The organism is Adhaeribacter swui, assembly GCF_014217805.1.
Lineage (GTDB): Bacteria > Bacteroidota > Bacteroidia > Cytophagales > Hymenobacteraceae > Adhaeribacter > Adhaeribacter swui.
Map to the genome: position 1 here is coordinate 4,536,855 of NZ_CP055156.1, position 14,846 is coordinate 4,551,700.

The window sequence follows — 14,846 nt, forward strand, 5'->3', positions numbered from 1 at the left end:
ATAGCTCGATTTTGAACCTACCCGCTAATATTAAATATTAAAAAAATTTAAATACTGCCTTGATTAGAAAGAGAAAAATAGAGGAATAAGAACAAACATGGATCGTTATGAAACTAACTTATGCCCGCCGCTACCGTCGGCCGGTTTCCCGAGCCTGGGATTCGGCCAAAAAAGATCATCAACCAGAGCCTGCTTTTTTTGCGGGTCCTTCTCCGGTAAGTTTTTTTAAGCCCAATTCATCCATCCAACGTAAGTGCGCCACTTGCGAAGCCGAGGATAAAAAAGTAAGCCGCCAAACCGACTTAAAAGAAGAGAAAAAGCTGCAGAAAATGCCCCAGCAGAAAGAAGAAGAAAAGAAATTACAGAAGATGTCCGCAGATCCGGAGGAAAAGAATTTACAAAAACAGGAAAAAAAAGAAGAAAAGCATTTGGCTACAAAAAGCGATATTCCGGAAGAGAAAAAGATAGATAAAAAAGAAAATAAAAGTAGCCCGGGTGTTCTGGCTCGCACCCATGATTTTGTAAATTCTTTAACCGGCAAGGGCAACGCTTTGTCTCCGGTAACCTTAAAATTTTTTGCCCACCGCATGGGCTTCGATTTTAGCCCCGTAAGAGTACATACTAATCTCGAAGCGGAGCAATCGGCGCGCGAGCTGAACGCCAAAGCCTATGCCGTGGATCACCACCTGGTATTTAATCAAGGGCAGTACAATCCTGATTCCGTAGCCGGAAAAAAACTGCTGGCCCACGAACTAACCCACGTAGTGCAACACAATAAAAATGTAAAACCCATTAGCCAGCCAGATGAAAAAGTTTTAAACCGTGCGGTTAAAAGCCAAACCGTTACCATTAGCGGCCAAGCCTATCATAACCAAAATAAAGTAGCCTATGGTTGCGAAGGAGTAGCGGTGGAAGGAAAAACCGAAGCCAACTATACCGATTCGTATACCTCAACCGGCACAACCACGCCATCCACCAAATGCGAAGATTGCCCCGATGATTGTGTGGCGGCTAAGGGTACGGTTATTTCGGAGTTTAAAGCTAATCCGGTGGTTACTTTACCCGACGTACCCGAGAATTTAAGCGAATGTGAATCTAAAGCCGTTACCCGTTTTATAAATACTACCCTCAAAAACCACGAAATGCAGCATGTGGCCGCCTTTAAAACTTACAATGGAAAAATCAATACCCCGTATAAATACCTGGGTTGCGCCAGCGGTTTAGATGCCCACATTCAAACCATTCACGAAAATTTAAATACCAAAAGAAGAGAAGCTGCCAATGCCAAAAGCGATAAACTCGATCCCTTTAATCCTACTATACCATGCAATTGCGACGCATAATTTTTATTTGTTGGTAAGTAGCTCCCAGCGAAACATTCAGCAAAATTTTTAAAAATTTATCTTTTACAACCTTAATCCTTAACTTAAATTACCAAAAGTAAAGTATTTAATAATTTGGTATTTTAATTCACTACTAAATTACTTGTCGCTATGTCGACTGCTCTTCCGGAAGAAATTGTTGCCCCGCCCGTTTTGGAAAATATGCTCTCCGATTTGCGGCAGATTATTATACAGCGGCTGGAATCTTATTTTCAGCAGGATGCGGCTGCTTTTGATAATTGGTTATCCCGGACTTTTGCGGACCAGTTCGTGAAGCTGCCCTTTGCCCGGCAATTGCCGCAGCTAAAAACCCCGGCAGAATACATGGTGCTGCTGCTGGCCCTGGTGCCGCACCTGCAACCAAACTTTTTTGAATCTATTATGGTGGAGCATTTACCCGGCGGCGGCGATTTTCCGGAGTTTGGCGGGGTAAAAGGAACAAACCACCGGGGTATTTTGCCCACCGGCGAAACCGCGCAGTTTATTATTGGTGGCACCGATTTAACGCAACGATTAGCCGTACAAGCTTTATTTGAGGAAGAACATTTTTTTTACCAGAACGATATTATTTGGCTTGAAACCGTGCGGGAAGGCGAGCCTACCATGAGCGGCCGGATTATTTTGGCTCCCGAGTGGGTAAATACCTTGTTAAAAGGTACCGATGTAAAACCGAAATTTAGCCCCGATTTTCCGGCAAAGTTGGTGCAAACTAAAATGGACTGGAACGACCTGGTTTTGCACCCGTTTACCGCCGAACAAATAGAAGATATTAAACGCTGGTTCCGCTACCACACCGTACTGGAAGCCGATGTAAATTTATCCCGGAAAATCAGACAAGGCTACCGGGTTTTATTTCACGGGCCACCAGGCACCGGCAAAACCCTCACGGCCGGCCTCATGGGAAAAGAATTTAACAAAGATGTTTACCGCGTCGATTTGTCGCAGATTGTCTCGAAATACATTGGGGAAACCGAAAAGAACCTGAGCAAAATTTTTGACCGGGCCGAACACAAAGATTGGATTTTGTTTTTCGACGAAGCCGATGCCTTGTTCGGCAAACGCACGAACGTGCAAAGTTCCCACGATAAATACGCTAACCAGGAAGTGTCGTTTTTGCTGCAAAGGGTCGAAGATTTTGGGGGCTTGTTAATTTTGGCTTCTAATTACAAAGCCAACATGGACGAAGCTTTTCTGCGCCGGTTCCATTCTATTGTGCATTTCCCGATGCCGAACGCTCAGGAACGATTAAGGCTCTGGCAACAATCTTTACCACACTCTATAACCACGCACAACCAGCTTAACCTTTCGCAACTTGCCGACGCACACGAACTTAGCGGCGCTTCCATCCTCAACATCGTGCAATTTGCCGCGCTCAAAGCCCTAAGCCGCCCCGACCAGACTTTGTACCAGGACGATTTACTGCTGGGCATCCGCCGCGAACTCCGGAAAGAAGATAAGTCCGCCTAAAATCGCGGATTAAAGCAGATGTGTTAGATTGTGCCGATTATTTGCAAGTCTATCCAGCAAGGAAGTAAATTGATTCAAAATGGGAGCCTGAGCTTGCTATTATTAAGATGATAATTTAAATTTTTATTGAAATTCTTTCTAATCTAAATATAAAGCCCACCAATACGCCTTCTTTCCATTCTTATTTTAAAAAAATCAATAACTCTGACCTTCTCCAATAAACGCTTCACATCCCTCCAATAATCAGCGAAATCCGTTTCATCCGTTTGAATCCGCAATTAGTTTATCCTTAAAAATACTGAAAAATCAGTATTTCTTTCTGCCGGTGTTGCTAGTACCTTAGTATCTATAAAACGCCGGGTAAAATTTAAAAAAAGCAGTTTTATTTCGCTCCGGATTTTTGCTTCTTTTTGTTTGTCCGCGCCTGGTTTTGGTTCGATCTAAATTTTTAAAAATTAAAAATAATTCTGATCCATGCTGTTCCGGTTACCCACTTTTGTTTGCTCCAACAGTTCCTGACGCTTTTTTGAACAGGTAAACTACCTGCCGTTTATTCTTTGATTTTAGCAGTTCTGCAACTGTTACGACTATCCTTTTGCCCCAATTGAAGCACCATGCATCCAAATTCAAATGTACACATATTAAAACCTGAAAAATGGCAACTTTAACTTATAAAACCCCCGGGGTATACATTGAAGAAATAACCACTTTACCGCCCTCGGTGGCCGAGGTAGAAACGGCCATCCCGGCCTTTATCGGCTTTACGGAAACCGGGGTGCGCAACGATGCCCGGCGAATTGCTTCGCTGGTGGAATACCAGCAATATTTTGGGTACGCTGAGATTGAAAGAAGTATTACGGTTACCGTAGAAAAAAATGCCAGTAATGCTGCCGAAACCCGGGTACTCAACGTTACCATTGATCCGGCTACTAAATCTAAAAATGTACTTTACTACGCCTTGCAGATGTATTTTGCCAATGGGGGCGGACCTTGCTACATTGTGTCTACGGGCAATTTTGCCGACAGTGCCGGCAATCCGCGCGAAGCTTACGGCAATGCTTTACTGGCCAGTTCTAAAGAAGACGAGCCCACCTTGCTGGTTTTTCCGGATGCGCCTTTTATTTTAAACGCCGCCGATTATTACGGTTTAATGAACGATGCCTTAGCCGAATGTTCCCGCCTCGGCGACCGGTTTGCCATTGTGGATGTATTGAACGTGAACGATGATTCTTTAGCTTCGGTAGCGGCTTTCCGGCAAAACATTACTGCTAATCTATCCGAAACCAAATACGGGGCGGCCTATTATCCTTACTTAAATACCAGCCTCGATTACCGCTACGAACCCGCCAATGTGCGCGTGTTGCTGGCCGGGGATGATACCTCTGCACGTGCCCTGGAAGATAGCCGGCAAACGGCCTTAGTAGCCCGGCGTGATGCGGATGCGGCCCGGGCCGAAGTAGACCGGTTAAAGCAAGCCGCCGATGCCGGCGATGCGGATGCCAAAAAAGGAATTGGCGATGCCGAAAAAAGAGCGAGAGATTTAGAGTCAGCGGCCAAAGCGGCTCAAACTGTGGCCGATGCCGCCGGTAAAGCTGTAACGGAACAAACGTTTGAGGCTCAAAATAACGCAGTACAAAACCAAATTAAAAAAATGATTGGGGGTTTAGGCGTGCAATTAACCCCTTGCGCTGCCGTGGCGGGCGTGTACGCAGCCGTAGATAGCACCCGCGGCGTTTGGAAAGCACCCGCCAATATAAGCTTGAACTACGTTACTTCTACCGCCGCCCGGATTACCGATGATGACCAACGGGATTTAAACGTGGATGTGGTAGCCGGTAAATCAGTCAACGCCATTCGCTCTTTTGTGGGGATGGGTACCAAAATCTGGGGCGCACGCACCCTGGCCGGCAACGACAACGAGTGGCGTTACGTGAACGTGCGCCGGTTCTTTAATATGGTAGAAGAATCCATAAAAAAATCGACGTACTGGGCTGTGTTTGAACCCAACGATAAAAACACCTGGGTACGCGTACGCGCCATGATCGAGAATTACCTGTACCAAAAATGGGAACAAAGCGCCTTGGCCGGAGCGAAAGCCGATGATTCGTTTTACGTGCGGGTAGGCTTAGGCGAAACCATGTCGCCGGTTGATATTCTGGAAGGCCGGATGATTATTGAAATTGGATTAGCGGCGGTGCGGCCGGCCGAGTTTATTATTATCCGGTTTTCGCATTTTCTCCAGAAATCGTAGTTAATAACCTTTAATCACTAAAAGTATTATGGCAGATTATCCATTACCCGTCTTTCACTTTCGAGTAGAATGGGGGGGCACCAAAATCGGATTTTCGGAAGTTTCCGGACTTACCCAGGAAGTGCAGCTCATTGAATACCGCGAGGGCAGCAGCCCTGATTACTCCACCATTAAAATGCCGGGCTTGCACAAGTACAACAATATTACCCTGAAGCGCGGCATTGCCAAAGGCGACAACGAATTTTTTACCTGGCTAAATACCGTGCAGCTAAATACCGTAGAACGCCGGAACTTAACCATAAACCTGTTAAACGAAAACCACGAGCCGGTTATGAGCTGGAAAGCCCGCAATTGCTGGCCTGTAAAAGTAGAAGGTCCGGGTTTAAAAGCCAACGGTAACGAAGTCGCCATCGAGTCCATTGAAATAGCTCACGAAGGTCTAACGCTCGAAAATAGCTAGTTAGGTAAATTAAAGTAATAGGTTTATTGGTTTGATGGATATCATTGATATATAATATTATATAATTTTAAAATTTCAAAAAAATTGTCCGGTTTATGGCCGCCTATTACCCACCCGTTGGCTTTCATTTTAAAGTAGATATCCCCGGTATTGGAGCCGGAGATAAAGACATGCGGTTTCAGGAAGTAACCGGATTGAGCGCCGAAATTGGCGTAGAGGAACTAGCCGTAGGTGGCGAAAACCGGTTTACCTACCGGCTTCCTACCCGAGCTAAATACGCCAACGTAGTATTAAAACGCGGCATGCTCAAAGACTCCGGATTAATTAAATGGTTCCGGAATGCGATCGAGAACTTTGAATTTGAGCCCGTGGATTTAAGCGTGCATTTGCTCAACGAGAAACACGAAGTACTTAACTCCTGGGATTTCCGGCAAGCTTATCCCGTTAAATGGGTCATCTCGGATTTCAAGGCCTTAGAAAACTCCCTGGTAGTAGAAACCATCGAACTAGCCTACCAATTCTTCACGAGGAAGTGAGGGCGAGTTGGAAAGGTGGAAGGTTGCAGGTTACAAGTTGCAGGTTGCAAGTTGGTTTGTTGGAAAGTTAAAAGAATAAGACCGTTTGCTTTTTAAGTGAAAAAAGGAATACTATCTCATAAACTTGTAGGATTACGACTGGATAAATTAGTAAGAATAAACTTGTACTAAAACTTAAAATTTAAAATAGTAAATGTATGGATTATAATAAATTATAAATTTTAAAAAGCTTATCAGAATAATCCTGAATACACCTTTTAGAACCTTCAATCTGCACCCTCCAACTTACAACCTGTAACCTGCAACTTGTAACCTGCAACCTTCCAACCTTTCAACCAAAAATCAATGCCAGTACAAATAAATGAAATGGTGATCCGGGCTAATATTATTGAAGGAACTTCCCGTGATAAAAATAACCAAGCACCGGCTGCGGCGGGTGAAGTGAACAAGGAAGAACTGGTAAAAGAATGTGCGGCCCTGGTGCTGGAAATACTACAAACTAAAAATCAACGGTAATGGCGGAAACGAACCTGCGGATTATTGCTTACGGTAAACCCAAAGACGGAGATCCATCCAAAGAAATCGGGGATTTTACCGTGGATTTTAACCCGAACACTTTTACGGTAAATAACAAAATTGAGTACAAACAACCCGATGCCAAAGGCCAAACGGGCGGCGATCCGGTATTTGAAAAAATTCCACCCTTGGAGTTTAGTCTGGAGTTTACCATCGATGGTACCGGCGTAGCCATGGGTAATTTATCGCCGGATAAAAAAAATAATTTTAAAAATAAAAAACACGACTACGTTAAATCACAAATTATAAAACTACGCGAGGTAACCGGCAGCGGCATTAACGGCGATATTCACCGGCCCAACTACCTGGCTTTATTATGGGGCACCTTCCGGCTGGAGTGCGTTATTACCGCCTTAAACATTACGTATAATTTGTTCGATGCCGAAGGAACGCCTTTGCGCGCCAAGGTAACCTGTAATTTCCTGGAACGGATTGCGCCTGGCAAAGGAGGGCGGCAATCGCGCCTCGAGTCGCCGGATTTAACAAAATACCAAGTAGTGCGCGAGTGCGATATTTTGCCGCTGATTGCCCGCAACAACTACGAAGACTCCGCTTATTACCTGCAATTGGCGCGGGTAAATAAATTAAAAAATTTCCGGAACATTCCGCCGGGTGTTACTTTGATTTTACCTCCAATGGTTGAGCAAGATGCCTGAAACTGCAAATACTTTAGCTGCGCGCGAACAGCCTACCGATTTAGTAAACTTTAAAATAAAGTTAAATGGCAACGCTATGAACGGCGAGTACGCGGTAGTAGGATTACAAATTTTTAAAAATTTAAATAAAATCTCTTACGCCCGGCTAACCCTGGCGGACGGAGACCCAGCTAAACAAGATTTTGAAATCAGCAGCAAGGAAGCGGCCTTGGTGCCGGGGAGTGAAATGGAAATTGCTATGGGGTATCATGGTCGGGCGCAAGTGGTTTTTAAAGGCATAATCGTGAAGCAAGCCTTACGGTCGGGAAAAAATAAAAAATCGTATGTAACCATTGAGGCCAAAGACAAAGCCATTAAACTGGCCGGTAATCGCCATAATGTTTGCTTTTTAAATAAATCGGATAAAGACATTATCGAGCAAATATGTACGAAAGCCGGGCTCAGCAGCCGCGATCTGGATATAGCCGTTACCCCCGGTAAACACGCGCAGATGGTACAGTACAACGTAAGTGATTGGGATTTTATATTGTCCCGGGCCGAGATGAACGGCATGCTGGTGTTTCCGGACGATAACAAACTCATCATTAAAAAGCCCGATACTAACCAGGCTCCGGTGAAAGACATTACTTATGGCGTAGACGTGATTGAATTTGAAAGCGAGCTGGACGCGGGTTCACAGTTAAAACAAGTAAAAGCCCAAAGCTGGAATGCACAAGATCAGAAATTAGAAGAATCGCCGGAAGCAAGCATAAGTTTTAAAGAACCGGGTAACGTTAAAGCCAACCAATTAGCGGAAGCCTTAAACCGCCAGGAAAATACCCTGATACACGGGGCTGCCTTAACTGCTGATGAATTAAAAGCCTGGAGCGAAGCCCGGTTGCTAAAAAGCCGCTTGGCCAAAGTAATGGGTCGTGTTAAATTAAAAGGAACTACGGAAATTAAGTTAAATCAAGTGGTTAAGTTAATTGGGTTCAGCCAAAGGTTTAATGGTCCGGTGTTGGTAACGGGGCTGCGGCACAGCTACGAACAATCCATTTGGGAAACCGATATGCAGTTTGGTTTTCCGGAGCAATGGTTTTACCAGCGCGAAGATATTCTGGAAAAACCGGCCGCTGGTTTACTGCCTTGCATTAACGGCTTGCAAATTGGCTTGGTAACGCAGTTAGAAAACGACCCGGAACAACAAGACCGGGTGCAAATTCAATTGCCTTTAATCGATAACAAAGAAGCCATTTGGGCCCGCATGGCCAGCCTGGATGCCGGCAAAGAACGGGGGGCTTTTTTTCGACCCGAAATTAACGACGAAGTAGTGGTCGGTTTCTTGAACGATGATCCACGTCACCCTATTATTCTGGGCATGCTGCACAGCAGCGCCAAACCGGCGCCTCTAGTGGCCTCAGACGACAACAACGAAAAAGGTTTTGTCACCCGGAGTAAAATGAAACTAACTTTTAACGACGAGAAAAACACGATTAACCTGGAAACCCCCAAAGGCAAAAAAATAGAAATCAACGACGATCAAAACACCATTACGCTCTCGGACCAAAACAATAATAAAATTACGCTGGACGCTTCCGGCATTAAAATCGAAAGCGCAAAAGATATAATCCTGAAAACCACCGTTGGCAACATTAAAATGGAAGCAGTAAATATCGAAAGCAAAGCCAAAGCCCAATACAGCGCCGAAGGCAGCGCCACCGCCAGCCTCCAATCCTCCGGCCAAACCGTGGTAAAAGGCTCTATTGTGAATATTAATTAGTTAGAAAGTTGGAAGGTTGGAAAATTGAAAGGTTGGAAAGTTGGAAGGTTGTAAAGTTGCAGGTTACAAGTTGGAAGTTTCAAGTTGAAAATTTAAATTTTTTAAATTCTGCTGACCTGCTATGCAACAGATAGCTTTAGCCAGGTGCAAAGAACGACGCTAAACTGTTTGAGCGTTCAGCGAGTAGCGTCTTGACTTTTTTGGTTCTTTTTGTGTCAAGACAAAAAGAACAAGAAGCGAGCAATGAAACAACTTCACTTTGAAATTACAACTACAGCAGCAGCTATGCGAACGAGAATTACTGGCAATTAACCAAAGCGCGGTGGCTATGCGAACGAGAGCTAGTTAGAAGAAATAAAAAATAGCTTCAGCAAAACGCAACAAGAACCCATAAAAGCAAAAAATTTAAAAATGCCTTTAGCAGCCCGCGTAACCGATATGCATACCTGCCCCATGGTAACAGGCGTAGTGCCCCACGTGGGCGGGCCGGTTTTACCTCCCGGCAATCCAACAGTTTTTATTGGCGGTTTGCCGGCCGCCACGGTGGGAGATATGCTGGTTTGCGCGGGCGGGCCCGATAGTATTTTAAAAGGCTCGGCTACGGTATTTATTGGTAAAAAGCCTGCCGTCCGCATGGGCGACCCGACGGTGCATGGGGGCATGATAGTAGTGGGGTGTGCCAATGTAATGATAGGCGGTTAATAAATGGACGCATTTTTTCAAAATTTTACGGGTAACGGCTGGAAATTTCCGGTAGAGTTTGATTCTAATTCCGGTTCAGTTGTGCTGTTATCCGGCGAAGAAGATATTCGCAACAGTTTAGAGGTTTTGTTCTCGACGCGAGTGGGGGAGCGCCTCATGCATGCCCGCTATGGTTCTTCTTTATCCAGTTTTTTGTTTATGCCCATGCACAAAAGCAACTTAACTTACCTGGAAGCCGTGGTGCGCGACGAAATCCTGTTTAACGAACCCCGCATTGTTATCACCGATATAGAGTTGCGATTAGCCCCCGATGAAAGTAACCGGCTGGATATTGCCATAGCATACAAAATAACTGCCACTAACAACCGGTACAACTATGTCTATCCTTTTTACCTGAAAGAAGCCACCAATTTGGAGTGGTGAGTATTGGTTGAAAGGTTTAAAAGTTGGAAGGTTGTAATTTTAATAATGAATAAAACTATTAATGAAAAATATAATGCTGCGCTTTCATAAAGAAGAAGCTAAACTTTAGCTGTCTGGTTATTAAGTACATCCGCAATATAAACCTTCCAACTTTCAAACCTTCCAACCTTCAAACCAATAAACCTGTAACCATGAATGATCTGCGAAGTTTTGGTAATGTTTTAAAACAGGAAGGAACTTCCCGGTACGAGCGTTTTTTGCCCGCCCTGGATCCCGGATCGGTTTTACTGGATGACCGGCAGTTGCAGGACTTTATTTCTTTTGCGCAGCGGTACGCCAAACAGGTGCTGTTTGTACCGCAGCAGGCATCGGAGGTGGATTTAACAACCACTTGGGAAGATTTTTTTAAAAATAACAGCGTTCTGCTGCTTGCCCATATTGCCACTAAAAACGTGGCTGCCTACAAAGAAACCCACGACCATTTACTGGCGCTTTTTAACCGGGAAAATAACCTGAACAACTTTAACGAACTGCTTGAATTTACTTTTTCCCGGTACAAAAAAATTAACAGTTGGTATTATGCTTCAGCCGCCGATGGTGCTTTAAACTTTGATTTAAAACTTTACATTAGCTCGTATTTGCGTCCCGAACTGGAAAGTTTGCAGGAAATGCTGCTGTATACCCGCAACCTCTTGGTAAATCAGAACTACCGCCTCCCGGATTTTCAAACAGATTTATTTAGTAGCCGTAGCACCGCGGCCGATAACGAACGGGAAATTAATGCTATTTTTAAAAATTTTAATTTTTCCGGAAGCCAGGCAAATCAACTAAACGCCCATGAAAAAGTAAAAGAAATTTTAAAACAGGATAATGTATGGGCGCTCCAGGATAAAGAAAATAGTAGCTTGCGCGAACGGCTGTTTGCCGGCAAAACCGACGAAGAAAAACGGAGCAGCGCCGCCTTGCGGTTAAACAAAATTTTTGAGGCGGTATATTATGCCACTGAAAATATAGTAAACCACTCCCGTCATTATTTCGAAGAAATTATTCGCCAGCAGCAAAATCATCCGCCCCATTTAGCTTTGTTTATCGCTTTTATAAAGTTATATGGTTATGCCCAGCAAGAACTAAATAATTTACCCCGGAAACACCTGGATTTTTACTACAAAGAAGTTTTACAAATTAAAACCAAGTCCGCGGTACCCGACCAAGCTTACATAATTTTAGAATTAGCCAAAGGATTTGAAACCACTTTTTTAAAAAAAGGCACCTTATTTACCGCTGGCAAAGACAAACAAAACACCGAACTGATTTACCAATTGCAGGATGATATTACCGTTACCAAAGCGCAGGTGGCCGCCGTGCATACCTTGTTCCTGCAACAAGACGCGAACAAACAAACCCTGAATTACTACACCGAAAAGCTAACTATAAACCCGGAAGCAAATACCGAAAACATCGAGGTAGCTTCCTGGAAAATGTTTGGCGAAGCAAAAACACCCACTCTTGCGGAAGTGGGTTTTGGTATTGCCTCCACGCAGTTTTACCTGGCTAAAGGCGAAAGAAAAGTAACCCTGGTGCTGGAAACCGAAGAACCTGTTCCGGTGGAACAATTTAATACCCGGCTGTTGCGGCTTTTGCTTACCGGCGAAAAAGGCTGGCTAAACAGCGACGATGTCAACAGCGGTATCAGCGTGCAATCCTTAATCCGCACGATCCCTACAACCTTAGAGTTAAATTTTAGTGTGTCAGCTACGCAGGAGTCCGCAATTGTGGCTTTTGATCCGGCCACGCACGCCGGTAATTTTGCTACGAAGATGCCGGTAGTGCAATTTATTTTAAAATTTCCGCGCCGCCAGCTACTGTCCGAAGACCCGCAGTATGCCCTGTATCAGGAGCACATTCAACAGTTAAATGTGCTGCAGCAATTGCACATAAAAAGCGCCCGCATTCAGGCGCAAGTCGGTAGCTTAAACGCTCCGGTAAGTTTTGACGGCGTAAAAGAATTGATTCTGGAAAACAATGATGCCCCAATTGATAGCAAAAAACCGTTTTATCCTTTTACACCAATACCTAAAGTGGGTTCTGCTTTTTACTTGGGCTGCAAGGATTTATTTTATAAAAAAATAGATAAACTAACCGTAAACCTGGAGTGGCTCTTGCCCGATAATTTTAGCACCTACTACAACAAATACCTGCCACCCTACGATTCGCATCAGTTTAAAGTTGCTTTAAGCATTCTGGTAAATAAGCGCTGGAAAAAAATAAGTGAAGTTTCGGTGATTGATAAAGACGCCAGCGGCCCACGGTTTAAAGTATTACGTCTGGATTTTAGCAAAATAATCTCTACTCCGGAAAACGAACCGGACATGGATGTAGCCACCGTGGATAACGAGCACCAGGACGGTACCTTGCGCTTAAAACTGAATTACCCGGATTTTGGGCATAGCATTTATCCGCAGTTAATTACTACCGCCGTTATGGAAAAAGCTTCGTCGAAGTACGGTTCCGTAGATTTCTATAAAATTGTAAAAAAGCAACTCCACGATTCCCGGATTACCATTAAGCTGCCCGATGACATGGCGCAACGCGGCGGCTCTTTGCGCGTGGTGTACGACATCCTGGAAAAAGTGCCCAACCCGGCTCAGGCCCGCAGCATGATTATCAATAGCTTAAGTGAAATGATCCGACGGGTAAATGGTACCCATTTACTGGTGCGTAAGCCCAAGCCTACCCCGGAACAGGAAACCGGAACGCCCGAAAAAGAAGGCCAGGTTATCGTGAACGACGATAATTACATCGAGCGGATTTTGCGATTTTTAAAAAAAATAAATTTGGTAGCAGATACCATTTACTACGATAAAGATAAGCAAGGCGCCCCGGAAGTAGTAAACGAGGTAAAAGAAAAAGTAACCCGCCAGGCCGATTTTATCTTACCCACCGACCGGGAATTGGAAAACGTAATTGTAACAGAAGCCAGCAACGCCATTGGCAAAACCGTAGCCAACGTGGTAGACGAAATTTTAGCCACCCGCGCAAACCAGGTAGCTGATCCGGTGCAGGTATCGGCTTTGTTAGCCCAGGAATTTAAAGAGGCCAACGAAGTAATCAACGACATGATTGCCCGCAAAATAGCCATCCTGTTATCGTCGAATGAATTACCGCCGCCACCTTACGCGCCTTTAATAAACGCTATCTCGCTAAGTTATACCAGTACCAAACTAGCCGTTCCCCCCAACGATCTGTTTTATCACATTACTCCTTTGGGTGTTTTTCCTGCAAACAAGTATGGCAGCAACAGCAATGGCGCGGGCACTTTAGCAAAACCTGCGGCCGTGTTCCCGAAATACCTGTTGGCGCAAGGGCCGGGTACCGCTACTATGCCGGGCATGTTATTTATCGGGCTCCGCGAGGTTGTACCCAACCAAAATTTAGCCTTGCTGGTGCAGGTAGCCGAAGGGTCACGGGTAAACGATAAAAAACCGCCCGTCGTTCATTGGTGGTTCCGCCACAACGCCGAATGGCGGCCACTAAGCGAAGATGCCTTAATTTCGGATAGTACTTACGGCTTACAAACAACGGGTATCCTGCAATTTGCCATTCCGGCCAACGCCGAAAACCAGACGGGTATTTTTAACACGAACCATTTATTTTGGTTATGCGCCAGCGTAGCCAGCGATACCGACGCATTTCCGCAATTAATTTCTGTAAAAGCCCAGGCGGCTCAAGTAACGTTTTTAGATCAAGAAAACGATCCGCAGCATTTGGCTTTACCTCTGGAAGCCAATAAAATTAAAAATTTAGTTGAGAAGATACCCGATATAAAAAAAGTAAGTCAGCCGGTTGCCTCCTTTGGGGGCCAAATGCAGGAACAGGATTCGGCATATTATACCCTCGTAAGCGAGCGGTTGCGTCATAAAAACCGGGCAATTACCAATTGGGATTTTGAGCGGTTGGTTTTAGATCATTTTCCGGCGGTATATAAAGTAAAGTGTCTGAACAATTATTATAACGGGCAATTTGTTACTGGCCATGTTACGGTAGTACCCGTATCGGATTTACGCAACCGCAATTATTACGGCAGCAACTTGCTGTTTCCTAAGTTAAGTTACATCGATTTGCGGGCCATCGAAAAAAAACTAAGTGCCCATGCTTCGCCGTTTGTAAAAATCCACGCCCTTAATCCGCAGCTAGACCAAATTTTAATCCGGTGTAAGGTGAAGTTCTACACCGGCGTAGACCAGGGTTTTTATTTGCAGCGCCTGAACGAAGAATTAATTCAGTTTTTAACCCCCTGGGCCAGCACAGATTCCGAATCGCTGGTTTTTTCCGCTAAGATTTACGCTTCGTCCATTATTAATTTTATTGACCAGCGCGAGTATGTGGATTATGTGCAAGACCTGATTATGCAGCAATACACCGAAACCGACCAGGGCGGTAAGATTTTCGCGGTAGATACCGACCAGCTTACGTCTTTAGTAGAAACCAAATTCACCACCGGCCACTCCATCCTGGTATCTGCCCCCAAACACGAAATTGAACTGGTTTAAGTATTTAACCACTTGCCCAAAACAAGAAAATTTAAAAAATAAATCAACCAAAAACCCACAACCCACAACCTATAACTTATAACA

At 44.6% G+C, this 14,846-nt stretch carries 11 protein-coding genes; all 11 read left to right on the forward strand.

What is annotated here, in order from left to right; all coding sequences use genetic code 11:
• The first annotated feature begins 107 nt into the window (after window positions 1–107).
• Window positions 108–1,343 carry an eCIS core domain-containing protein gene (locus HUW51_RS18945; RefSeq protein WP_185271200.1) on the forward strand — a complete coding sequence of 412 codons (1,236 nt, stop codon included), beginning with the start codon at window positions 108–110 and terminating at the stop codon, window positions 1,341–1,343.
• Window positions 1,344–1,493: 150 nt separating this feature from the next.
• On the forward strand, window positions 1,494–2,849 hold the full coding sequence (locus HUW51_RS18950) for an ATP-binding protein (RefSeq protein ID WP_185271201.1): 1,356 nt from the start codon (window positions 1,494–1,496) through the stop codon (window positions 2,847–2,849).
• A gap of 655 nt (window positions 2,850–3,504) precedes the next feature.
• Window positions 3,505–5,100 carry a phage tail sheath family protein gene (locus HUW51_RS18955; protein WP_185271202.1) on the forward strand — a complete coding sequence of 532 codons (1,596 nt, stop codon included), beginning with the start codon at window positions 3,505–3,507 and terminating at the stop codon, window positions 5,098–5,100.
• 28 nt (window positions 5,101–5,128) lie between these two features.
• On the forward strand, window positions 5,129–5,560 hold the full coding sequence (locus tag HUW51_RS18960; protein ID WP_185271203.1) for a phage tail protein: 432 nt from the start codon (window positions 5,129–5,131) through the stop codon (window positions 5,558–5,560).
• 95 nt (window positions 5,561–5,655) lie between these two features.
• On the forward strand, window positions 5,656–6,096 hold the full coding sequence (locus HUW51_RS18965; RefSeq protein ID WP_185271204.1) for a phage tail protein: 441 nt from the start codon (window positions 5,656–5,658) through the stop codon (window positions 6,094–6,096).
• Window positions 6,097–6,441: 345 nt separating this feature from the next.
• Window positions 6,442–6,612, forward strand: coding sequence for a DUF5908 family protein (locus HUW51_RS18970; RefSeq protein WP_185271205.1), 171 nt, complete (start codon window positions 6,442–6,444; stop codon window positions 6,610–6,612).
• Complete coding sequence (locus HUW51_RS18975) at window positions 6,612–7,328, forward strand: CIS tube protein (protein WP_185271206.1); 717 nt, start codon at window positions 6,612–6,614, stop codon at window positions 7,326–7,328. The genes HUW51_RS18970 and HUW51_RS18975 overlap by 1 nt, the downstream gene beginning before the upstream one ends.
• Complete coding sequence (gene vgrG / locus HUW51_RS18980) at window positions 7,321–9,087, forward strand: type VI secretion system tip protein VgrG (protein ID WP_185271207.1); 1,767 nt, start codon at window positions 7,321–7,323, stop codon at window positions 9,085–9,087. Before HUW51_RS18975 ends, vgrG begins: the two co-directional genes overlap by 8 nt.
• Before the next feature lie 411 nt (window positions 9,088–9,498).
• The gene (locus tag HUW51_RS18985) at window positions 9,499–9,789 is read left to right on the forward strand and encodes a PAAR domain-containing protein (RefSeq protein WP_185271208.1); all 291 of its coding nucleotides are present in this window, start codon (window positions 9,499–9,501) and stop codon (window positions 9,787–9,789) included.
• 3 nt (window positions 9,790–9,792) lie between these two features.
• Window positions 9,793–10,212, forward strand: a complete 420-nt coding sequence (locus HUW51_RS18990) for a GPW/gp25 family protein (RefSeq protein ID WP_185271209.1) — start codon at window positions 9,793–9,795, stop codon at window positions 10,210–10,212.
• A gap of 191 nt (window positions 10,213–10,403) precedes the next feature.
• On the forward strand, window positions 10,404–14,762 hold the full coding sequence (locus HUW51_RS18995) for a baseplate J/gp47 family protein (protein ID WP_185271210.1): 4,359 nt from the start codon (window positions 10,404–10,406) through the stop codon (window positions 14,760–14,762).
• Window positions 14,763–14,846 lie beyond the last annotated feature (84 nt).

Bases quoted from the DNA above. Each gene is read 5' to 3' on its own strand.
- HUW51_RS18965 (WP_185271204.1), top strand. From the start codon at position 5,656: ATGGCCGCCTATTACCCACCCGTTGGCTTTCATTTTAAAGTAGATATC.
- HUW51_RS18995 (WP_185271210.1), top strand. From the start codon at position 10,404: ATGAATGATCTGCGAAGTTTTGGTAATGTTTTAAAACAGGAAGGAACT.
- HUW51_RS18975 (WP_185271206.1), top strand. From the start codon at position 6,612: ATGGCGGAAACGAACCTGCGGATTATTGCTTACGGTAAACCCAAAGAC.
- HUW51_RS18950 (WP_185271201.1), top strand. From the start codon at position 1,494: ATGTCGACTGCTCTTCCGGAAGAAATTGTTGCCCCGCCCGTTTTGGAA.
- HUW51_RS18945 (WP_185271200.1), top strand. From the start codon at position 108: ATGAAACTAACTTATGCCCGCCGCTACCGTCGGCCGGTTTCCCGAGCC.
- HUW51_RS18990 (WP_185271209.1), top strand. From the start codon at position 9,793: ATGGACGCATTTTTTCAAAATTTTACGGGTAACGGCTGGAAATTTCCG.
- HUW51_RS18970 (WP_185271205.1), top strand. From the start codon at position 6,442: ATGCCAGTACAAATAAATGAAATGGTGATCCGGGCTAATATTATTGAA.
- HUW51_RS18985 (WP_185271208.1), top strand. From the start codon at position 9,499: ATGCCTTTAGCAGCCCGCGTAACCGATATGCATACCTGCCCCATGGTA.
- vgrG (WP_185271207.1), top strand. From the start codon at position 7,321: ATGCCTGAAACTGCAAATACTTTAGCTGCGCGCGAACAGCCTACCGAT.
- HUW51_RS18960 (WP_185271203.1), top strand. From the start codon at position 5,129: ATGGCAGATTATCCATTACCCGTCTTTCACTTTCGAGTAGAATGGGGG.
- HUW51_RS18955 (WP_185271202.1), top strand. From the start codon at position 3,505: ATGGCAACTTTAACTTATAAAACCCCCGGGGTATACATTGAAGAAATA.